We start from the raw sequence: 20,415 nt of genomic DNA, 5'->3' as shown, positions 1-20,415 counted from the left end.
CGTTTTTGTAGCAATTTGCATCGTTCTGGCGCCGCTGATGAGCGACGGTGTGACACAGATCAAATCTGCTATTGCTTATTTAACCATATTCTGCACTGCGTTGGCGCAGATTTATGTCGTCCAGGCACGCGCGCTGTCAGCCACGCACCCCGTTGTCACGCCGACGCACGAAAAAGAGGCATCCGGCGATACCGCCGGCACCGTTGCCAGGCGCGGCGTTCTGGACCCGGTCGACGTGCCGATCGGCTATCCTCGGCAGGACGTCACCGAGGCACGATGCGACCACTATGCCGACACCCCGACAGATCTATTTTTTTTCGACCTGCCTGGTCGACCTGCTGTACCCGCAGACCGGCCTGGCCGCGATGCGCCTGTTACGGCGTGAGGGGATCGAGGTGTTGTTGCCGCAGGGGCAGACATGCTGCGGCCAACCCGCATTCAACTCGGGATATCGCAATGATGCACTGGCGGTGGCACGCGCGCAGCTCGACTGTTTCCCGCGCGAGATCCCCATCGTGGTGCCCTCCGGGTCCTGTGGCGGCATGATCCGCGAGCACTGGCCCGAACTGTTCGCCGGCCAACCGGACGAGTCGCGTGCGTGCGCGATCGCGCAACGCACGTTCGAGTTCACCGAGTTCCTCGTCGACACCCTCGGTATCCGACTGCGCGACCGCGGCGAAGCGCTCAAGGTCGCGATCCACACCTCCTGTTCCGCACGCCGCGAACTCGGCGTCGCAGACCGAATCGAGTCACTGGTCGGCCAACTGGACAACGTCGAGGTCACGACCCAGGCACGCAAGGCCGAATGCTGCGGCTTCGGCGGCACCTTCGCCGTCAAGCAGGCCGACGTCTCCGGCGCCATGGTCAGGGACAAGACCGATGCGCTGCGCGCCACTGGCGCACAACGCGTGATCAGTCAGGATTGCGGCTGTCTGATGAACATCGGCGGCGCCTTCGCGCACCAGCACGCGACCGCACCAGTCGGCGATCCGGGCGCAGAACCACCGGCGACCCAGCATATCGCCGAGTTCCTGTGGGAGCGCACATGAACCAGACCAGCGCCTTTCAGCGCCGCATCGACGAGGCCCTGCACAACGACCAGCTGCGGCGCAATTTCCGTTCGGCGCTGAGCGGCATCCAGGCGAAACGCGAGGGCCAGTTCCCCGACGAAATCCAGTTGCAGGCCCTGCGCGAACAGGCCCGCGAAGTACGCGCCAATGCGCTGGTCGGCCAACCCGAACTGCTCGAACGCCTCGAGGCGAAGCTCACTGAGAACGGGATCCAGGTGCACTGGGCCGAGGGGCCGGAGCAGGCGAACACGATCATTGCCGGAATCCTCGCCGCGGCCGGCGCGCGTTCGGTCGTCAAAGGCAAATCGATGGTCTCCGAAGAGACCGAGCTCAATCACCACCTCGAGGACAACGGCATCGAGGTGATCGAATCCGACCTGGGTGAGTTCATCATCCAGCTGGCCCAGGAGCCCCCGTCGCACATCGTCGCCCCGGCGATCCACAAGAACCGCCGCGAGGTGGCCGAGCTGTTTCATCGGTTCTACCCCGAGATCCCGTACACCGACGACATCGACGAGCTGACCCAGAGTGCGCGCCTGATCCTGCGCGAAAAGTTCGCCGCCGCCGATGCCGGTATTTCCGGTGTGAATTTCGCGGTCGCCGAGACCGGCACCCTGTGCCTGGTCGAGAACGAGGGCAACGGCCGCCTGAGCACGACGGCACCGCGTGTGCACATTGCGATCACCGGCGTCGAGAAGGTCGTCGAACGCCTCTCGGACGTCCCCCCGCTGCTCGAGATCCTGACCAAGTCGGCGACCGGACAGCCAATCACCACCTACTTCAACATGATCAGCCGGCCGCGCCAGCCCGGCGAGCTGGACGGCCCCGAGGCGGTGCACCTGGTGCTGCTGGACAACGGCCGCTCGCGCATCCGGGTGGACGAGGAGCTGCTCGATACGCTGCGGTGCATACGTTGCGGCACCTGCATCAACTATTGCCCGGTGTACGTGCAGCTCGGCGGACACGCCTACGGCACCGTCTATCCGGGGCCGATAGGGATCGCTCTCGAGCCACAGCGCATCGGGCTCGACAAGGTCGGCACCCTGACCTCGGCGTGCACCATGTGCGGGGCCTGTGCGGAGGTCTGCCCGGTAAAGATACCGCTGCCAAAGCTGATCAACCGGCTGCGCGCCGAGGCGGTCGGTGAAGGCGTGGCCGGCGCGTCACTCTCGGGCAGCGGTACGCTGCGCCGCTCCGCCGAGGCGTGGGCATGGAGGGCCTGGAGGGCGATCTATGCCCATCCGCGGCTGTACCGTCTTTTCGCCCGCGTGGCGACTCGGGCGCGCGGCCTGGTACCGAGCAGGCTCGGCGGCTGGACACGCTATCGCAGCGCACCCCGCCCGGCAGCACGCAGCCTGCGCGAACTGGCCCGGGCCGAGGGCTTTGGCGATGAGTGAGGCGCGCCGCCGGATACTCGAACGGCTGCGGGCCAACCGGCCTCACGCCGTCGCCCAGCCGCCGGTCTACAGCAAGCCACTCGGCTGGGACCGCGAACAGCGTATCGCGGCGTTCACAGAACGCATGCAGGCAGTCCGCGGCGAAGTGCACCGGGTCGCGCGCGACGCCTGGGTCGACTGGATCAACCGCGAACTGCCCGAGCGCGGCCTTTCGCGCGTGCTGCTCGGCCACGGGCCGGTCGCCGAGCGCTTCGCGGCCGGCGCGACCGATGCGTTCCGGATCAGGCGCTACGACCGGCCCATCGAGGAATGGAAACAGGCCCTGTTTCGCGACGTCGATTTCGCGATCACCGGCAGCCGCGGCGGCCTAGCGGAAAGCGGCAGCCTGGTGCTGTGGCCGGACGCCGAAGAACCGCGCCTGATGTCGTTGGTGCCGCCGCTGCACCTTGCCCTGCTGGACGCGGACCGGCTGTTCGAGAACTTCGCGGCGATGATCGAGCAAGAACGATGGGCCCGAGGCATGCCGACGAATGCGCTGCTGATCTCTGGGCCTTCGAAGACCGCCGACATAGAGCAGACCCTCGCTTACGGGATCCATGGACCCAAGCAGCTGATCACCCTGATCCTCGACTGACCACCCGATTCGCCTCGCCGCGCACCCTGTCAGGCATCACCCAGGGCGCGGTGCTTCTCACGGATGAAATCGCTGTGCGAGACGTACAGCAGATCGGCGAGCCGGCGGACCAACGCCTCTTCGTGATGGTGAATCTGGCCATCGGCACCGGCGACCTGCCACAGACCGCGCACCAGGTCGCATTTCTGCTGCGGCGAGAAATGGCGGTTGATCAGGTCGACCTCCTGATGCAAGGACACGCTGTTCGCGGAATTGTCCCGGGCTACCGCGAGCAGATCATCGAGATCTCGCTGGCCCAGTCCCCACTCGCGCGCGAGCACCGCCTGCATGCGCTCCAGTTCGATCTGTTCGAGGCAATGATCGGCCTTGGCGACCTCGATCAGCAGCGCCGCGGCGGCGAGATGCAGCGCAGCCTCGTCGTCAGCCGGCGAGGCCGGAGGCGCACCGAAATAGGCGCGTAATCGATCCAGCATCTGTGATTGTCCTCCGAGCCGATCGCGACTGAATACTTTGCTTCCCGACGGTCTGCGCTACTTGGGCTAGTCTCCGCTACCAGTGGTGGCGAAGAAGCACTACGAACCCAAGATATAGTGAGGATACCCGACATGAACGACTATTCGGAAAAGCGCGACTTCATCCGCATGCCGATGCGCTGCCCCATCTGGATCCGTGATATCGCATCCGACACCAACGAGACCGTCGAGTTGCGTGACCTCAGCGCCAGTGGCATCCGGTTTTTCAGCGCGCGCGCACTCGAAGCGGGCATGCACCTTCAGGTCACGGTACGGCCGGCAAAATCGATCACGCCGCCGCTGAGCGCCGCGGTATCGGTGTTGCGCTGCGAAGAGATCGACGACGGCTTCGACATTGCGGCATCGATCGTCGAGATCGAACCGGCCGAATTCGCTTCGATCGGGTAAACGAAGGATGACGCGGCGCGGACCCGCCGCGGCGGGTCCGCGCGACGTTCAGACGCGCGCCACCCGCTCCTCGTTCAGCAGCGCGGTGGCAGTGATCTCATGCTGCAGGTGGATCATCTTCGCGACGATTTCGCCCAGCTCGGGATGCTTGTCGCAACGTGCTTGTTGGGCAATCGCATCGCTCAGCGAGTCGTTCAGGAAAGAGATGTCGAACTCCTCCAGACATTCTCCGCGATCGACCCTGGCCTTGATGTCCAGGGCCCGCGGCAGGCGCTGGGTCCGTAACCGGTTGAGCAACGCAACAATCACACCGGCATCGCTGTTGTTATCGTTCATTTGCCGTCCCCCTCTGCGATATTGGGCAATTATTGCCGTCGCCGGAGGACCTGGCGATTCGGGTTTTCCCGGGTAAAACCGACCGAAACAGCTTGCGACACAGGGGCTTAGCGCCCCCGTGCCCCTAACGTCAGTACAAATGCCGACAGTTTGACGGTTTTGTGACACCGCCTCCGGCGTGGCCGGAGGCGTCAGACCGGCTTGTAGATCTCCGCACCCTGGCGGCGGAACTCCTCGGCCTTCTCCTTCATGCCTTCCTCAACCGCGACCTCGATGTCCTTGAACTTGTGGCTCGCCGCGTACTCGCGCACATCCTGGGTGATCTTCATCGAGCAGAAGTGCGGACCGCACATCGAGCAGAAGTGCGCGACCTTGGCCGAGTCCTTCGGCAGCGTCTCGTCGTGATACTCGCGTGCACGGTCCGGGTCGAGACCCAGGTTGAACTGGTCCTCCCAGCGGAACTCGAAACGCGCCTTCGACAGCGCATTGTCTCGCACCTGGGCACCGGGCAGGCCCTTCGCCAGATCGGCCGCATGCGCGGCCAGCTTGTAGGTGATGATGCCCTCGCGCACGTCGGCCTTGTTGGGCAGACCGAGGTGTTCCTTGGGCGTCACGTAGCACAGCATTGCGGTGCCATACCAACCGATGTTGGCGGCGCCGATACCCGAGGTGATGTGGTCGTAGCCGGGCGCGATGTCGGTCGTCAGTGGGCCGAGGGTGTAGAACGGCGCCTCGAAACAGTCGACCAGTTCCTTGTCCATGTTTTCCTTGATCATCTGCATCGGCACGTGGCCGGGGCCCTCGATCATGACCTGCACGTCGTGCCGCCACGCGATCTGGGTCAGCTCGCCGAGTGCCTCGAGCTCGCCGAACTGGGCCGCATCGTTGGCGTCGGCGATCGAACCCGGGCGCAGGCCGTCGCCGAGCGAGAACGACACGTCGTAGGCCTTCATGATCTCGCAGATCTCTTCGAAGTGCGTGTACAGGAAGTTTTCCTTGTGATGCGCGAGACACCACTTGGCCATGATCGAACCGCCGCGTGAGACGATGCCGGTGACGCGGTCGGCGGTCAGCGGCACATAGCGCAACAACACCCCGGCGTGGATCGTGAAGTAGTCGACGCCCTGCTCGGCCTGTTCGATAAGCGTGTCGCGGAACATCTCCCAGGTCAGATCCTCCGCCTTGCCGTTGACCTTCTCCAGCGCCTGGTAGATCGGTACCGTGCCGATCGGCATCGGCGCGTTGCGCAGGATCCACTCGCGCGTCTCGTGGATGTTCTTGCCGGTCGACAGGTCCATCAGCGTGTCGCCGCCCCAGCGCGCCGACCAGGCCATCTTCTCGACCTCTTCCTCGATCGACGAGGTCACCGCCGAGTTGCCGATGTTGGTGTTGATCTTCACCCGGAAGTTGCGGCCGATGATCATCGGCTCGAGTTCAGGGTGGTTGATGTTGGCCGGGATGATCGCGCGGCCGCGTGCGATCTCGTCGCGCACGAACTCGGCGGTGATTTGCTCTGGCAGGCTGGCACCGAAGCCCTGCCCCGGGTGCTGGCGCAGCAACCTGGCATAGCGCGGGTCTGCGCGCATCTCGTCGAGCCGCTGGTTCTCGCGGATCGCGACGAACTCCATCTCCGGCGTGACGATGCCCTGGCGTGCGTAATGCATCTGGGTCACGTTGCGACCGGCCTTGGCACGACGCGGCGCGCGGATGTGCTCGAAGCGCAGGTGGGCCAGCGCCGGGTCATGCTGGCGCTGGTGCCCATAGTCCGAGGTCGGCCCGTCGAGTTGCTCGGTATCGCCGCGTTCGTCGATCCAGGCGCTGCGCAGGTCCGGCATACCACGCAACAGATCGATCCGGGTGTCGGGATCGGTGAAGGGTCCGGAGGTGTCGTAGACGGTGATCGGCGGGTTTTCCTCGGCACCGAAACTGGCCGGGGTTGGGGATTGGCTGATCTCGCGCATCGGCACGCGGATATCCGCACGCGACCCCTCGACGTAGACCTTTCGGGCCCCGGGAAAGGGTCGTGTCACCTCGTCCGAAAGCTCGTTGGTCTTCTTGATGAAGTCTTCGGGAATCGCGCTCATCGATCGTCTCCATCGGCGCGGAAACGGAGACACCCGGAGGATTGGGTCTCAGCTTCCCTACGCCAGTACTAACTGGTTCAGGTTCCAAGGGTCTCTCTCAGCCCGCCGACCGACGGGCACCCCCAGCTGTATCGCATTCGACGCGCCATCCTGGCGCGGTTCGGCGGCCGATTCCGGCCCCGGCCCTGCCCTCCATGGCAGGGCGTTCGTTCGGCTGCGAATGCCCACCGGGCATTCGGTCCTCACTCACCCTACGCCAGTACTAACTGGTTCAGGTTCCAAGGGTCTCTCTCAGCCCGCCGACCGACGGGCACCCCCAGCTGTATCGCGTTCGGCGCGCCCGGCCGGCGCGCATCTCGAGAAACCGACTGTACCAGTGCGGTTTACCGGGCACCACCGGGGAATCCATGGAGTTTTCGGCCGATGCCGAATAGTCCTCCACTATCGATGCCTTTTCTCTAATCAATTGGATCAATTGATTAGGAAATTCTAATGTAGCTGCACAGGCCGGACATGCCGGCACCCAGAGAAACACTTGAGGTACACGAAGATGGACACCATCACAGACAACTACCGGATGCCACGCATCAATGAGCCCGCCCCCGCATTCGAGGCGCGCACGACCCATGGCGTCAAGAAACTCGAGGACTACCGCGGCAAGTGGCTGGTGCTGTTCTCGCACCCGGCCGACTTCACCCCGGTCTGCACCACCGAGTTCACCGCGTTCGCCAAACACTTCGATGCATTCAAAGCGGTCAACACCGAGCTGCTCGGCCTGTCGATCGACAGTTATTACAGCCACGTCGCGTGGGTGCGCAATATCAAGGAACGCTTCGACGTCGACATCCAGTTCCCGATCATCGAGGACCTGTCGATGAACGTCGCCCGAGCCTACGGCATGATCCATCCGGGTGCCGCGGACACCTCAGCGGTGCGCGCGACCTTCATCATCGACCCCGAGGGTGTATTGCGCGCGATGGTCTACTACCCAATGACCAACGGCCGCTCGATCCCGGAGTTCCTGCGCCTGATCAAGGCCCTGCAGGCGTCGGACCAGCACAAGGTGGCGACACCGGAAGGCTGGCAACCGGGGGACAAAGTGATAGTCCCGCCGCCCCAGGACATGCAGGCGGCCGCGGCGCGGATGGACGAAGGCTACGAGTGCACCGACTGGTATTTCTGCAAGAAGGCTCTCTGATCGGCGCTGGCGCAGCCGCCATTCGCTGACCGTTGGACGGCCGGGGGCAACCCCGGCTGTCCTGTCACTCAAGGGCCGGTCATTAAGGGCCTTCATGGTTGCGCAGAAAAATGATGGGCTTCAATCACTTGCCCCATTACCGCGCAGCGCTTAGGCTAGCGTCCCAACGTCAGTGCCGCAGCCCCTGCACGGAGAACCGGATGCTCGCCAACGACCTCGAAACCGCCCGCTTCAACATGATCGCCCAGCAGATCCGCCCGTGGGAGGTGATCGACGAGCGTGTATTGAACGCATTCGAAAAGGTCCCGCGCGAGCGCTTTGTCGGCGAGGAATATCGCGGCCTGGCGTTCGCCGACATCGCTGTCCCGATAGGCGAGGGTCAGCAGATGATGAAACCGGTACTCGAGGCACGCATGCTTCAGGCGCTCGATGTCCGGCCGGGCGACAACGTGCTCGAGATCGGTACCGGCAGCGGCTTCGTCACGGCATGCCTGGCCCACCTCGGTGGCGTCGTCACCAGCTATGAGATCAGTCCCGCGCTCAGCGAGGCCGCGGCCAAGCGCCTTGCCGCACTGGCGGTGAAGAACGTCGAGCTGGTCGCCGGCGATGGCCTGCACGCAAGCCTTGCACCGGCCAGCTTCCAGGTCATCGCGGTCACCGGCTCGCTGCCGACCTATCCCGATTACCTCGAGCCACTGCTCGCGGCGCACGGCCGGATGTTCGTCGTGGTCGGCGAGGCACCGGCGATGACGGCGATACTGATCAGCCGCAACGACGATGGCGAACTGTGGAGGCAGTCGTTGTTCGAGACCGTGCTGCCGGCCCTGGAAAACGCGCCCCAAGCCGATCATTTCGTGTTCTGACACGGCTCCGATGCGTGACCTGAGCGCGGCTGAGCTGCGCGACTATCTGGCGCACTCCGACGACGAACCGCTATTGCTCGACGTACGTGAACCCTGGGAGTTCCGCGTCTGTCGCATCGAGGGTTCACAATTGATTCCGATGGGCCAACTGCCGGCCTCACTGAACGCGCTCGACCCGGATCGCGCAACAGTGGTGATCTGCCATCACGGGATCCGCAGCCGCCAGGTGGCGATGTACCTCGACTACCAGGGCTTCGGCGATGTGATCAACCTGGCCGGCGGGGTTGCCGCCTGGGCGCGCGAGGTCGATCCGACCATGCCGACCTATTGACCGCTGCCGGCAGAGACGCAGCGGGCGCACCCGAGGGTACGCCCGCGCGACAACACCGGTTTGGCTCACGCCTCAGATCTTGACACCCAGCGCCTCGAGCGTGCTCAGCGTCAGGCCGCCACGCTCCATGCCTTTGGTACGCTGGAAGTCATCCACGGCGCGCATCGTCTGTGCACCGATCTGGCCATCGACCGGACCCGGGTCGAAGCCCGCCTCCTGCAGCGCGCGCTGCAGGTCGGTCATGATGCGCGGGGTCATGTTCGTTTCACACAACACGCTGCGCCATTCCAGGCGTTCATCGCTGACCTTGACCTTTTTCGCAACGGTCTCGACGACCGCCGGGATCTCGATGCGGTTCTCACCTGCCGGCTTCACGACCTTGCGGACCTTGACCGTCTTGTACTCGGCCGGGATCTCGACCTCACGCACCGTTGCCGCGGTCTTCAGCTTACGCTGCTCGACCTCGACGACCTTTGCCGGGAACTCACGCAGGCACACGGTGTGTCCGGTCGCATTGCCGGCGGGCTTTTCCTCCCAATCCGGATACCAGGCATAGCGCTCGTCGGCGACCTTGACGCGCTTGGTCAGCGTTGCGTAGGTCGGCTCCACCTTGATGCGGCGTTCCTGCGCCGGTTTGACCAGCTTGCTGACCTGCTGCACCTTGTACTCGGCCGGAATCTCGACCTCTTTGGTCGTCGCCGGGGTCTTGATGACCTTGCGCGTGACCGTCTCGTACTTCGCCGGCACTTCCACCAGACACATGATCTCGCCGGTCGAATTGTCGATCCGCTGGATCGGTCCGCGCCCGGCCTTCCACATGGTGGTCGCCGGCGCGACCAGTACCTGCTCAGTGACCGTCTCGAACTCGGCCGGGACCTCGACGACCTTCTTGCTCGCCTGCTTGACCAGGACCTGCTCCTCGACCATCTCGTAGGCCGCCGGTTCGACCTCGACCTTCTCGTAACCCTCGGTCTTCAACACCTTGACCTGCTCGTCCTTGAACTGCGCGGGCGTGAAGAACTCGTTCAGGCAGGCGCCCGGCGGCTGTTCCTCGAGCTTGATACCGCTGTCGCCGATCGCCGCGAGCAATGCCGGGCTGGCGGGCGGCGCGTTCTTCTTGCGTCCGGCCGTCCAGATCTTGCGCGCCGGCCACAACTCGACCGACTCGACCGCGGTCTCGTACTCGGCCGGCACCGGAACCAACTCGTTGCCGGCCTCGCGGACCAGGACCTTTTCCTCGACCATCTCGAACTGCGCCGGAATCGTCTCGATGCGCACCGAGGCCTCGCGCACGGTCACGTCGACGTTCTCGGTCTTGTATTCGGCTGGGACCACGACCTTGGCGTAACACTCGCCGGGTTTGGCCGCAGGCAGTGCCTGGGTCGCGTCGACCGGTGCAGCGACCGCGGGTACCGACAGCAGCGCAACCACCGCAGCCAGGCCGGTGTATTCAAAGCGTTTCAGCATGGGAGCTCCTTCAACGACGTTCCTTGCACCGGCATGGACCTTCGGTCGGTGGCAAGCCACGCCGACTCGCCCAAGTGGCGCTTAGCGATCCGACGCGATAAAAAAGCGCCGGGAAAATCGCAAAGTAGCGAAAAAAAGATTCTCAATCCTTGCGCTGGTTCGCATAGTTTCCATCTGCACCGACAGCATCTGCGCCAGTGCAGGCTTTTTCAGCCGCGACGGGAAGATCCTCAGGGCAGTGGAATCAACTTGAGCAGGCGGTTCAGTGCGCCACGGTTGCGCGCGACGACCGCGCGCCCGTTCTCGCCCGCCTCGGCGCGCTTGCTGGCATCGGCGAACCACGCGCTGACCTGATCCGCGAGCTCGGCCGCATTCGCGACCTGCCGCGCCGCAGCGGCCTCCAGCAACAGCTGGCTGATCGCCGCGAAATTGAACACGTGCGGCCCGAAGCACACCGCGACGCCCTGCGCGGCCGCCTCCAACATGTTGTGACCGCCGATCTTGACCAGGCTGCCGCCGATGAACGCCACGTCGGCCGATCCCAGCATCGCCGGCAGCTCACCCATGGTGTCGCCCAGATAGACCTGGGTGTCGGCGTCAAAATCGCCCGGGTCCGAACGCCGCGTGACCGACATCCCCTCGCGCCGACACAGCGCGGCGACCCGGTCGAAGCGTTCGGGATGGCGCGGCACCAGAACGAGCAGCGCATCGGGATTGCGTTGCAACACCTGGCGATGCGCGACCAGGATCTGCTCCTCTTCACCTTCGTGGGTACTGCCGGCTATCCACACCGGTCGCCCGCCCCAGTCGCGACGCAGCACCTCGACGCGTTCCTCCAGGCTTGCCGGTATCCGCATGTCGAACTTGATACTGCCGGTGACATGCACACGTTCGGGCGCAACCCCCAACTCGCGGAAACGTGCCGCATCTGCGCCATCCTGTGCGGCCACACAGTCGATCTGCGCGAAGGTCTCGCGTGCGAAGCCGCCCAGACGGGCATAGCCGCGGGCCGACTTGGCAGAAAGTCGCGCATTGCCCAGCAACGTGTAGATCCCATGGCGCCGGCAGTGGTGCAACAGATTCGGCCAGATCTCGGTCTCCACCATCAGCAGCACGCGCGGCCTGACACGGCGGATGAACCCGGTCAGTGCGAACGGCAGATCGTAGGGGAAGTACACATGGAAGACCTGCTCGCCAAGCTGTTCGCGCACCCGCGCGGATCCTGTCGGGGTCGTGGTCGTGACCGTGACCGGCAATGTGGGTGTGTCGGCGAGGATCTGGCGGATCGCCGGCAGCACCGCCTGCACCTCGCCAACCGACACTGCGTGCACCCACAGGCCACCCCAGCTGGTTGGCGGGGTGAACCAGCCCAGTCGCTCGAGCCAGCGCCGGCGGTATCCCGGCGCGCGCAGGCTGCGCCACAGCAGCCGCAACAGCACCAGCGGAAACAGCGGGTAGAGCAGCAGGGTGTAGAGCCGGCGCATCATTGGCCCTGCACGAACTGGGTCTCGTACAGCACGCTGTACTGTCCTCCAGCGGCGATCAGCGCGTCGTGACTGCCCTGCTCGACGATGCGCCCACCGCTGATCACCAGGATCTGATCGGCATGCACTATGGTCGAAAGGCGGTGCGCGATGACCAGGGTCGTGCGATCGCGAGTGAGGTTGCGCAGCGCGGACTGTACGTAGCGTTCCGACTCGGTATCCAGCGCCGAGGTCGCCTCGTCGAGGATCAACACCGGCGCATCCTTGAGCAGTGCACGTGCTATGGCGATGCGCTGCCGCTGGCCACCGGACAGCAGCACGCCGTCCTCGCCCACGATAGTGTCGAAACCGTCCGGCAGATGGTTGATGAAGTCCAGCGCGTAGGCCGCGCGGGCGGCGTCCTCGATCGCGGCGCGCGATGCGCGCGACTCGCTTCCATACGCGATGTTCGCCGCGACGCTGTCGTTGAACAGCACCGATTCCTGGCCGACGTAGGAGATCTGATTGCGCAGGCTGACGAGCGTCAATTCGCGCACGTCGATACCGTCGAGCAGGATGGTGCCACCCCCGACCTCGTAGAAACGCGGCACCAGCGAGGCGATCGTCGTCTTGCCGCTGCCCGAAGGACCGACCAGCGCGGTGGTGGTGCCCGGTGCTATCGTGAAGGACACCCGGCTCAAGGCATCGTCCCTGGCACTCGGATAACGAAACGTCACGTCGACGAACGCCAGGTCGCCCTTCACGCGGTCGACGACCCGCTGCCCGGTATCCGCTTCGGGTTCCTGGTCGATCAGGTCGAATACGCTCTCGGCACCGGCCAGTCCGCTCTGCAGTGGCTGGTTCACACCGACCAGGCGCTTGATCGGCGAGAACAACAGACCGAGTGCCGCGAGGAACGAGACGAAGGCGCCCACGGTCATCGGCTCGTGCCCCATCTGCCCGGTGCCGAAATAGATCAGGATCGCCATCATCAGCGCGGCGATCGCCTCGACCAGCGGTTCGCCGGCGCCGTCCGCGATCTTGGTCTTGAATTGATAACGCCGGATCCAGTTGGCCTGCTGCAGGAATCGTCGCAGCTCGAGATCACTACCGCCGAACACCTTGATCACCTTGTGCCCGCGCACCGCCTCACCCAGCACGTGGGTGATCTCGCCCATCGAGGACTGGGTACGACGGCTCAACATCCGCAGGCGCTTGGCAAGCAGGCGCACCGCGAGGATCAACACCGGGAACAACACGAACACCAACAGCGTGAACTGCCAGTTGAGATACAGCATGTAGCCGATCAGCCCGACCACGACGACCGAGTCACGCACCAGGATCATCAGCACCTTGGTGGCCGCTGCCGTCACCTGGGTCACGTTGTGCGTGACCTTCGCGATGATCAGGCCACTCGCATGCGCATCGTAGTAGCTGGTCGGCAGGCCCAGGATGCGCTCGAACATTCGGCGGCGCAGATCCAGTACCAGCTTGCCGGAGACCCACGCGAACGCCGCCTGGCTCGCGAGGTTGCAGCTGCCGCGTACCAGGAACAACACCAACAGCAGAATCGGCGACCAGAACAGGAACTGCGGGTCGCGTTCGACGAAGGTGCCGTCCAGCAACGGCTTCAGAAAATAGGGTATAGCCGGCTCGGTCAGTGCGAGCAGCACCATGAAGACGATCCCGGCCGAAAACTGTTTCCAATACGGGCGTACATGATGCAGCAGTCTGCGATACAGCTCCCGGCTGCTCATCTGCCGGTCGGAAATCTGCTCAGGCATGCACGGCCCCCGCAAAAAATGCGTTCGACACGATATCGACGACGCCAACCGGTACAGGGTTGCAATCTGCTGCGCGCTGCATCACCGCCTAACATCCTCCGTTATCCCTGCGCCAAACCTTAGCGCCAGAACGATCGGAGGCATATAGGCAAGCAACGCGATCCATAGCCCCTGCTGCGGCATCGTCTGCGCGATCCAGGCCAGCGGCAGCAGCCATGCAAGGTCGATCGACAGCACTGCGAGCGTGACCCGCCGATGCCCCCAACGCCGCGACGCCTGTTGATAGGCGTGGCTGCGATGCGCTTCGAACCAGCGTTCACCGCGCGCAACGCGGCGTAACAGCGTCAGTGTCGCGTCGCTGACGAACACTGCGACCAGGATCACCCAGGGCCATACCAGCGAGGCGTCTTCGAGCGAGGACGCGTAACCGCTCAGGCCCAATGCCGCACCGAGGAAGCCACTGCCCACGTCGCCCATGAAGATCTTCGCCGGTGGCCAGTTCCAGGCCAGGAACCCGAGCGATGCGGCACCGAGGATCAGCAGCAGCATCGCGATCTGCGCCTGTCCGGCCCCGGCCGCAAACCAGGCGCCGGCCAGGGCGACGAATGCCGCCTCACCGGCGGCGAGGCCATCGATGCCGTCCATGAAATTGAACAGGTTGAGAAACCATACCAGTGCGACCACTGCGAACAGCCGCACTGGCCAGCCATCGAGTGGGCCGCCGAACGGCCAGGGCACAACCAATGCGTCGCCCAGCCAGTATGACGCCCAGGCGATCGCCGCGAGATGCGCGAGGATGCGCACCCGGGCCGGGAGGTCGCTGTGGTCGTCCCAGAATCCCACCACCGCCACGCCCAGCACCGGGGGCAACAACGCGAGCGCCAGGCCGCCGTTCAGACCGTACAGCACCACGAACACGCTAAAACTCGCGACGATCGCCAAGCCACCACCACGCGGCGTTGACACCCCGTGCGAACTGCGGGCATTCGGCACGTCGAGCAGATCGCGGGCCAGAGCGTAGCGGCGTACCAGGCCCGTGACGACTACCGCCGACAGGAACGCAACCAGCACAACAACCAGTTCAGGCATCGGCCGCACCGCCTTTCGTCGGGTGCACCGCATGCGCCACGGCGTCGGCGCCGGACTCCACCGGCGTCCAATGCAGCAGCCGGCGGTTTTTCGCGGTGTCGACCTGCAGGGATTCGCACAGGCGGCGCATCGGCGCGCGCTGGCCCAACAGCGACGCGGCGGCCATCAGTACAGCTGTCGGCACACGAAACAGGCGCGGGCGGCAGCCCAGCTCGGAGGCGATCGCGGCGACCAATTCGGGCGTCGACCAATCAGTGCCGTCGGCGATCAGAAAAACCTCGCCGGCGGCCCGCGGATGATTCAGGCAGGTGACGAGGAAATCGACCAGATTGACGACCGAGACCATGCTGCGTCGGTTGTGCAGGCCGGCAAACGGCAGCGGCAGGCAACGGGCCACCAGTCGCACGAGCCGACCGAAGTTGCCTTTGGCGCCGGGCCCGTACACCAACGGTGGGCGGACCACGACGAACTCCGTTGCAGATGATGCCGCGAGACGCAGCAGTGCCTGTTCGGCGAGATGTTTCGATCGTGCATAGGCGTCGGCTGGCGCGGGCACGTCGTCGGCGCGGAACGGCTGGCCACTCGTGTGCTCGCCGTTGACCTTGATCGTACTGACGTACACGAACCGTCGCACACCCGCTGCCACGGCGGCCTCGGCGAAGCGCAAGGTACCCTGCACATTCACCCGCTCGTACAGCGACCGGGGATCCGCGGCGCGGTCACGCATGACGTGCACGCGCGCCGCCAGGTGCACCACTGCATCGGTACCGTCGAGTTTGTCCTGCCAGCCGACCTCGTCGGCCAGGTCGTCGATCTCGACCGTCGTCGCACCCCGGTTCAACAGGGTGTCCGGCACGGCGCCGCCACGGCGGATCGCGCAGACCACCCGGTGGCCATCCTGCAGCAGCCGCTGCACCAGGTGGCCGCCGATGAAACCGCTGGCGCCCGTCACCAGGATGTGCATCGCCCGCGATCTCTATGTCGAACCGTGGTGCCCATCGCTCAGCGTCGACCGTGCAGGGCACGGGCCTTCCGGTACACACCCGAACGGAAGAATCGCAACATGCTTTGCAGATGCCAACGCGCATAGCGCAGATTGCGGTGACTGCTGCGTTGTGCCGCGTGAATGATGGAAAACCGTGGATCGACCATAACCGTATAACCCGACAGCCACAGACGGCTGCAGATATCGACGTCTTCATAGTACAGGTGATAGCGCGTGTCGAAACCATCGACCTCGGCAAACGCCTGCCGGGGGAACAGCATGCACATGCCGGCCACCCAGTCGGGCTGGAAGGGTCGGTCGTCGACCTCGACCGGCCAGGCGCCACGGCGGCCAAAGAGTTTCGCCACCAGCCGCGACGGGGTCGGCAGATAGCGCGCACTGTCTTCACGCGCACCGTCGGCCGCCAACACCTGTGGCGCAATCACGCCGACCTCGGGCGTGTCCCGCAACCGGTCGGCCAGTCCGGCGAACAGATCACCGCGCAGTTCCACATCCGGATTCAGTACGACGAAGTACTGCTGTTCGGCCGGGACGGGTGGCTCACGAAAGGCGACGTTGTGATTGTGCGCGAACCCCTGCGGCCGGGCGTTGCGCAGCACCCTGACCGGGAAAGGCATCGAATCCACCGCCGCGGGAAGCACCTCGGCGACGTTCAAGGTCAGCGTGACCTGAGCACGTGCGACCGACGGCATGGCCGCCAACTGGGCGAATAGGCCGTCAAGATAGCGGGCCTGTCCGTGGCTGACGATCGAGATATGGATGTCACGCATCTTTCCGCTATACAACTGCCAAAGAACATATGCTCTCGGGCCGCAACTATCTGCGGGGCTCACTAGGCCACACGATCAATTCGCCGATGGCCGGTGCCGGCCAGAACCCACGGAAGATCCCGAGAAAGCTGCGGCTTCTGTTTGCCTGGCCGTTCGCTGCCGTGAGCCGGCCGCGTAACGCGCAGTCCAAATTGAATGTGCCTGCCAATTCTGGCCTACAGTCTTCACCATAGAAAACCGAATTTTTCAGGGGCGACTACGTACCCTGTCCAAGCTGGCTTACCTGCAGCACCAACTGATCATCCTCACGGCCCAACCGCGCCGCTGTTCGGCCACACGCATTGGGGCTTATAGTCGTCCCTGAACCAATAGAAAGGGATTACCGCCTCCGTGCTCACGTCGCAACTGCAGCACAATTTGAAATCGGTGTTTGCCGCCAGTCCTGAGACCGATCGAACCATTGACGGCCTACGCGCATTATCAGTGTTGCTCGTGATTTTCTTCCACTCCTTTTACTTGCATCGCTCGGCTGTCTTGGCACCCGATTGGTGGAGAATAGTCAGCGCAACGCCAGTTTGGCTGGACTGGGTTTGGCACGGTGACCTCGGCGTCGACAGTTTTTTCGTGATTTCTGGCTATCTCATTACCGCCCTGCTTCTGCGGGAGCAGCGTCGATTCGGAAAAGTCGACCTGCGCGCATTTTACCTGCGCCGTATCGCGAGGATCTATCCAGCCTACCTTTGCCTGATCTTTTACGGCTGGGTAGCGGGTATGCCAAACAGCGAATTTCTGTGGACGAACTTGCTTGGCGTAAACAACTTTCTCAGTCTTGGAAACAGCTTTCTACCGTGGACTTGGTCAATAGCGGTCGAATTGCAGTTCTATATGTTTTTCCCGCTGATATTGCTTTTCATCGTTCGACGACGTAGTGCAACTTGGTGGTTGGGCCTATTGCTGCTCGCAGTCATTTTGCTCCGCCCTTTAATCGTGATGATTCACCCCTCACTTTACGAGACGCCAATATATCAACAGTATTTCAATATTGATGGCAAACTAGCCACTTGGTTTGACGTGCTTTATCTGGACCTCTGGACGCGAGCCGGTCCCCTACTGTTAGGAAGCCTTGCCGGGTTGCTGGCGTCCCAACGACGACGTGGGTGCCTGCTCGCAGCACTCTCGCAACCGCAATTGGCCATAGCGATGCTAGCAGTCTTGGTAAGTTGCATTGGTATTCCGTTGTGGATTCCGTATCAGGACCCCACCAGCTGGTTCTATAGATTGCCTACCGAGCTTGCCAATACTCTCGCACTCGGCTTCGTACGCAACGTCTTCAGCATCGGTGTTGTCCTGATAATCATACTCGGGGCGCACGCGGACCCACCCATAACGTCGCTAAATTGGCTTGGAACGAGAGCACTGCATCCTGTCGCACGCGTGTCTTACTCAATGTACCTCTTCCATGTACCATTGATGTCAGTTGGATCTGGGTTTATTCATGATCACATTTTTCCTACGGTCAGTTGGGGTAGTCTCTTAGCTACCGGAGTACTAACATTTGTGCTGACATTTATCGTTGGTATCGTCGGGTTCACGCTGATCGAGAAACCTTTCATCGACATCTCGAAGTCTATGTCGCGACGCCGTAAAAGGGACTTTTGAGAACCCATTTCAAACACGACAAAGCCAGAAGCGCCCTTAAGGGCACTTCTAACTATCGAGTTTCAAGCATGACAAAGCCCCGCCGGCATCCTTGCCAACGGGGCTTTACGGAATTCGCATCTGACTTCCGTTGTCAGCTGGCGTACAACAATCCCTGTCGGCACTGACTGTACTGCCGAGTCTATTGGGTGACAAATCAGTAAGTTCCTCATGTCACTCTGGATTCCAGCCAACACCAGCGGCGCAGGTTGCACACCCAGTTGGCAAGTGCCACCTTGAGCCGTGCACGTGCCAAGCCGATAGTTCTCACCCTCTTGCCACCCATCGCCTGCTGCGCGGCAAACACATGCTCAATGCGTGCGCGGACCTTGGAGCGTCTGCGGTTGGCGCGTTGTTGGCAGGGTGATACGGGTTTACCGGCTTGGCCACGGCTGTGGATATGGCTGCGGTAACCGACTTCCTTGAGCGTCTGCTCGCGCGCCTTGGAACGGTAAGCGGCGTCGGCCCAGACATCGCCACTGCGGTTGTCCGAATCGAGCAGCACATCGAAGACCTGCGTATCGGCTACTGATGCCGCAGTCACCTCGAAATGTCGGATCAGCTTGTGCTTACGGTCGATGCTGATGTGGTTCTTGTAGTCATAGTGCGTCCGGCCATGCTTCTTCGTCCAACGTGCATCCAGGTCCTTCTGCCTCAGCATGTTCGGGTTGTCCTCCCAGCCTTCCGGGACCTGACCCTGTTTGATCTTCGCGTTGTCTTCCCGGCTGTTGCGCTGACGTGGTGCCGACACCATGCTTGCATCCACGATCTGACCCTGGCGCGGGACATAACCTGCTGCATTGATCTGTGCGTTCAGCTGTGCAAACAGCTCATCAACAGTAACCGGTCAAACCGCACCGTTCTTCCCGGCATCCTGATCGGATCGTAGTGTATCCGCGTGGTCAATCACCGGAGGACACACGATGAGTTCAGTGACCAAGCGATGGATACAGCGCAGCCGAGACGAGTGGCAGCGCCTTATCGACGAGCAGGCCGAGAGCGGGCAGAGCCAGAGCACCTTTTGCGCCGCGCGCGGCATCAGTGTCGGCAGTCTGCAAAATTGGAGACTGGCAAGCCCCGAGTTTTCTAGACAACTGACAGCTTCTCAAAATACCGTTGCTCATAGGCGACGGGCGACAGCCCATCGTTGTTGCCATGCCGGCGATTCGGGTTGTAGAAAAACTCGATGTAATTGAAGATCTCCGCGCGTGCTTCGTTCCGGGTCTTGTAGATCTTCCGTTTGATGCGCTCGGTCTTCAGCAGCGAGAAGAAGCTCTCGGCCACGGCATTGTCGTGACAGTTGCCCCGTCGACTCATGCTGGCTTCCAGGTTGTGGTCGTCGAGAAATTTGCGCCAATCGCTGCAGGTGTATTGGATGCCCTGATCCGAATGAATCAGCACCCGCTGCTTCGGTTGACGGCGCCAAACAGCCATCAGCAAGGCGTCGATGACCAGATCCGCCCGTGGATTGTTCTTCATGCTCCAGCCGATGACCTGGCGTGAAAACAGGTCGAGGACGACGGTCACGTACAACCAGCCCTCATGGGTGCGGACATAGGTGAAATCCGTGACCCAGGCCTTGTTCGGCTCGTCGATCTCAAACTGCCGATCCAGCGTGTTCGGCGCAACATGGCTAGCGTTGCCGCCTTTGAAGCCCGGATGACGCTTGTAGCCACGCTGCGAGCGAATACCAGCGGTTCGCATAATCCGATGTACCCGATTCTTGCCACAGGACTCGCCCGTGTCGCGTAGGTCTTTGGCAATATTGCGGTAGCCGTAGGCAAAGCCACTTTCAATCCAGAATTGCTTGATCTTGCCAAGCAGGCCCTCGTCTTCACGTTCACGTCGGCTCTTGGGCTGCTTCAACCAGGCGTAGAAGCCGCTGCGCTGAACCTCCAGGACGCGGCACATCGTTGCCACCGAGTATTTGCTGAGCCGGGACTTTATGAACGCGTACCTCGCTTTGACTCGCTGGCGAAGTACGCGGCGGCCTCCTTTAGGATGTCGCGCTCCTCTGTCACCCGCCTCAGCTCAGCCTTCAATCGCCGCAACTCCTCCTGCTGAGCGCTGATCGTCTGATGCTGGCTGCCCTGGTCACCGTAGCGCTTGATCCAGTCGCCCAGGCTCTTACTGGTTACCCCGAGACGCTGCGCCACTTCGCTGACCTTGTAGCCGCGCTCGGTGACCTGTTTCACCGCCTCAATCTTGAATTCCTCCGGGTCACGTTTCCCGCTCATTTCCACACCTTTTGGTTTACGTTAGTTTAACGCTGCCGGGTGTCTACGATAGTCGGGGCTTGCCAAGG

Annotated in this window: 20 protein-coding genes and 2 riboswitches; of the genes, 9 read left to right on the top strand and 11 right to left on the bottom strand. The window is 62.9% G+C overall.

The features are described from left to right. Positions 1-37: 37 nt before the first annotated feature. From H6955_17845 to H6955_17830, 4 genes are read left to right on the top strand one after another with little or no spacing between them, the layout of a single operon-like run. Positions 38-385 carry a hypothetical protein gene (locus H6955_17845; protein MCP5315427.1) on the top strand — a complete coding sequence of 116 codons (348 nt, stop codon included), beginning with the start codon at positions 38-40 and terminating at the stop codon, positions 383-385. Continuing rightward, a complete protein-coding gene (locus H6955_17840) occupies positions 288-1,049 on the top strand; it encodes a (Fe-S)-binding protein (protein ID MCP5315426.1) in 762 nt (253 codons plus the stop codon). The genes H6955_17845 and H6955_17840 overlap by 98 nt, the downstream gene beginning before the upstream one ends. Continuing rightward, the gene (locus H6955_17835; protein ID MCP5315425.1) at positions 1,046-2,467 is read left to right on the top strand and encodes an iron-sulfur cluster-binding protein; all 1,422 of its coding nucleotides are present in this window, start codon (positions 1,046-1,048) and stop codon (positions 2,465-2,467) included. The genes H6955_17840 and H6955_17835 overlap by 4 nt, the downstream gene beginning before the upstream one ends. After that, complete coding sequence (locus tag H6955_17830) at positions 2,460-3,101, top strand: lactate utilization protein (protein ID MCP5315424.1); 642 nt, start codon at positions 2,460-2,462, stop codon at positions 3,099-3,101. The genes H6955_17835 and H6955_17830 overlap by 8 nt, the downstream gene beginning before the upstream one ends. A gap of 29 nt (positions 3,102-3,130) precedes the next feature. On the opposite strand, the gene H6955_17825 is transcribed toward H6955_17830, so the two are convergent. Further along, the gene (locus tag H6955_17825; GenBank protein MCP5315423.1) at positions 3,131-3,574 is read right to left on the bottom strand and encodes a TerB family tellurite resistance protein; all 444 of its coding nucleotides are present in this window, start codon (positions 3,572-3,574) and stop codon (positions 3,131-3,133) included. 132 nt (positions 3,575-3,706) lie between these two features. Here H6955_17825 and H6955_17820 point away from each other — a divergent pair, with 132 nt between their 5' ends. After that, entirely contained in the window at positions 3,707-4,021 is a 315-nt protein-coding gene (locus H6955_17820; GenBank protein ID MCP5315422.1) for a PilZ domain-containing protein, read from the top strand. Positions 4,022-4,069: 48 nt separating this feature from the next. Here H6955_17820 and H6955_17815 read toward each other — a convergent pair whose 3' ends face one another. After that, entirely contained in the window at positions 4,070-4,357 is a 288-nt protein-coding gene (locus H6955_17815) for a hypothetical protein (GenBank protein MCP5315421.1), read from the bottom strand. 191 nt (positions 4,358-4,548) lie between these two features. Further along, on the bottom strand, positions 4,549-6,441 hold the full coding sequence (gene thiC, locus H6955_17810) for a phosphomethylpyrimidine synthase ThiC (GenBank protein ID MCP5315420.1): 1,893 nt from the start codon (positions 6,439-6,441) through the stop codon (positions 4,549-4,551). Between the two features lie 37 nt (positions 6,442-6,478). Beyond that, positions 6,479-6,575, bottom strand: a riboswitch (TPP riboswitch). Positions 6,576-6,672: 97 nt separating this feature from the next. Then, a riboswitch (TPP riboswitch) is annotated at positions 6,673-6,769 on the bottom strand. A gap of 222 nt (positions 6,770-6,991) precedes the next feature. Between thiC and H6955_17805 the strand changes: the two genes are divergently transcribed. From H6955_17805 to H6955_17795, 3 genes are all read left to right on the top strand, one after another. Then, positions 6,992-7,639: a peroxiredoxin gene (locus tag H6955_17805; GenBank protein MCP5315419.1), complete on the top strand. Its 648-nt coding sequence runs from the start codon at positions 6,992-6,994 to the stop codon at positions 7,637-7,639. 200 nt (positions 7,640-7,839) lie between these two features. Beyond that, positions 7,840-8,502, top strand: coding sequence for a protein-L-isoaspartate O-methyltransferase (locus tag H6955_17800; protein ID MCP5315418.1), 663 nt, complete (start codon positions 7,840-7,842; stop codon positions 8,500-8,502). Positions 8,503-8,512: 10 nt separating this feature from the next. Beyond that, entirely contained in the window at positions 8,513-8,833 is a 321-nt protein-coding gene (locus H6955_17795; GenBank protein MCP5315417.1) for a sulfurtransferase, read from the top strand. A 72-nt stretch (positions 8,834-8,905) separates the two neighbouring features. Here H6955_17795 and H6955_17790 read toward each other — a convergent pair whose 3' ends face one another. From H6955_17790 to H6955_17765, 6 genes are all read right to left on the bottom strand, one after another. Next, the gene (locus tag H6955_17790) at positions 8,906-10,300 is read right to left on the bottom strand and encodes a peptidoglycan-binding protein (GenBank protein ID MCP5315416.1); all 1,395 of its coding nucleotides are present in this window, start codon (positions 10,298-10,300) and stop codon (positions 8,906-8,908) included. Positions 10,301-10,530: 230 nt separating this feature from the next. Then, a complete protein-coding gene (waaA, locus tag H6955_17785) occupies positions 10,531-11,784 on the bottom strand; it encodes a lipid IV(A) 3-deoxy-D-manno-octulosonic acid transferase (protein MCP5315415.1) in 1,254 nt (417 codons plus the stop codon). After that, positions 11,784-13,520, bottom strand: coding sequence for a lipid A export permease/ATP-binding protein MsbA (gene msbA / locus H6955_17780; protein ID MCP5315414.1), 1,737 nt, complete (start codon positions 13,518-13,520; stop codon positions 11,784-11,786). Before msbA ends, waaA begins: the two co-directional genes overlap by 1 nt. Positions 13,521-13,628: 108 nt before the next feature. After that, entirely contained in the window at positions 13,629-14,636 is a 1,008-nt protein-coding gene (locus H6955_17775) for a glycosyltransferase family 4 protein (protein MCP5315413.1), read from the bottom strand. After that, positions 14,629-15,600, bottom strand: coding sequence for an NAD-dependent epimerase/dehydratase family protein (locus H6955_17770; GenBank protein MCP5315412.1), 972 nt, complete (start codon positions 15,598-15,600; stop codon positions 14,629-14,631). Before H6955_17770 ends, H6955_17775 begins: the two co-directional genes overlap by 8 nt. A 38-nt stretch (positions 15,601-15,638) precedes the next feature. Then, complete coding sequence (locus tag H6955_17765) at positions 15,639-16,412, bottom strand: glycosyltransferase (GenBank protein MCP5315411.1); 774 nt, start codon at positions 16,410-16,412, stop codon at positions 15,639-15,641. Positions 16,413-16,802: 390 nt separating this feature from the next. Here H6955_17765 and H6955_17760 point away from each other — a divergent pair, with 390 nt between their 5' ends. Further along, positions 16,803-18,071: an acyltransferase gene (locus tag H6955_17760; GenBank protein MCP5315410.1), complete on the top strand. Its 1,269-nt coding sequence runs from the start codon at positions 16,803-16,805 to the stop codon at positions 18,069-18,071. Positions 18,072-18,279: 208 nt separating this feature from the next. On the opposite strand, the gene H6955_17755 is transcribed toward H6955_17760, so the two are convergent. Both H6955_17755 and H6955_17750 read right to left on the bottom strand, forming a co-directional pair. After that, positions 18,280-18,939, bottom strand: a complete 660-nt coding sequence (locus tag H6955_17755) for an IS5 family transposase (protein MCP5315409.1) — start codon at positions 18,937-18,939, stop codon at positions 18,280-18,282. A 257-nt stretch (positions 18,940-19,196) separates the two neighbouring features. Further along, positions 19,197-20,347 (bottom strand): IS3 family transposase gene (locus tag H6955_17750; protein MCP5315408.1). Its coding sequence is split into 2 segments (ribosomal slippage): positions 19,197-20,110 and positions 20,110-20,347, totalling 1,152 coding nucleotides; the frame shifts between segments, so codons are not numbered across the junction. Positions 20,348-20,415 lie beyond the last annotated feature (68 nt).

The sequence above is a fragment of the Chromatiaceae bacterium genome, assembly GCA_024235395.1.
Classification (GTDB): domain Bacteria; phylum Pseudomonadota; class Gammaproteobacteria; order Chromatiales; family Chromatiaceae; genus Thiosocius.
Note: the sequence above shows the minus strand (reverse complement) of the source record. Positions and strands in the feature narration are given on the sequence as shown.

Coding starts and splice junctions, on each gene's coding strand:
- H6955_17820 (MCP5315422.1), top strand. CDS start 3,707: ATGAACGACTATTCGGAAAAGCGCGACTTCATCCGCATGCCGATGCGC.
- H6955_17845 (MCP5315427.1), top strand. CDS start 38: ATGAGCGACGGTGTGACACAGATCAAATCTGCTATTGCTTATTTAACC.
- H6955_17800 (MCP5315418.1), top strand. CDS start 7,840: ATGCTCGCCAACGACCTCGAAACCGCCCGCTTCAACATGATCGCCCAG.
- H6955_17815 (MCP5315421.1), bottom strand. CDS start 4,357: ATGAACGATAACAACAGCGATGCCGGTGTGATTGTTGCGTTGCTCAAC.
- H6955_17835 (MCP5315425.1), top strand. CDS start 1,046: ATGAACCAGACCAGCGCCTTTCAGCGCCGCATCGACGAGGCCCTGCAC.
- waaA (MCP5315415.1), bottom strand. CDS start 11,784: ATGCGCCGGCTCTACACCCTGCTGCTCTACCCGCTGTTTCCGCTGGTG.
- H6955_17790 (MCP5315416.1), bottom strand. CDS start 10,300: ATGCTGAAACGCTTTGAATACACCGGCCTGGCTGCGGTGGTTGCGCTG.
- msbA (MCP5315414.1), bottom strand. CDS start 13,520: ATGAGCAGCCGGGAGCTGTATCGCAGACTGCTGCATCATGTACGCCCG.
- thiC (MCP5315420.1), bottom strand. CDS start 6,441: ATGAGCGCGATTCCCGAAGACTTCATCAAGAAGACCAACGAGCTTTCG.
- H6955_17795 (MCP5315417.1), top strand. CDS start 8,513: ATGCGTGACCTGAGCGCGGCTGAGCTGCGCGACTATCTGGCGCACTCC.
- H6955_17840 (MCP5315426.1), top strand. CDS start 288: ATGCCGACACCCCGACAGATCTATTTTTTTTCGACCTGCCTGGTCGAC.
- H6955_17805 (MCP5315419.1), top strand. CDS start 6,992: ATGGACACCATCACAGACAACTACCGGATGCCACGCATCAATGAGCCC.
- H6955_17770 (MCP5315412.1), bottom strand. CDS start 15,600: ATGCACATCCTGGTGACGGGCGCCAGCGGTTTCATCGGCGGCCACCTG.
- H6955_17830 (MCP5315424.1), top strand. CDS start 2,460: ATGAGTGAGGCGCGCCGCCGGATACTCGAACGGCTGCGGGCCAACCGG.
- H6955_17825 (MCP5315423.1), bottom strand. CDS start 3,574: ATGCTGGATCGATTACGCGCCTATTTCGGTGCGCCTCCGGCCTCGCCG.
- H6955_17765 (MCP5315411.1), bottom strand. CDS start 16,412: ATGCGTGACATCCATATCTCGATCGTCAGCCACGGACAGGCCCGCTAT.
- H6955_17775 (MCP5315413.1), bottom strand. CDS start 14,636: ATGCCTGAACTGGTTGTTGTGCTGGTTGCGTTCCTGTCGGCGGTAGTC.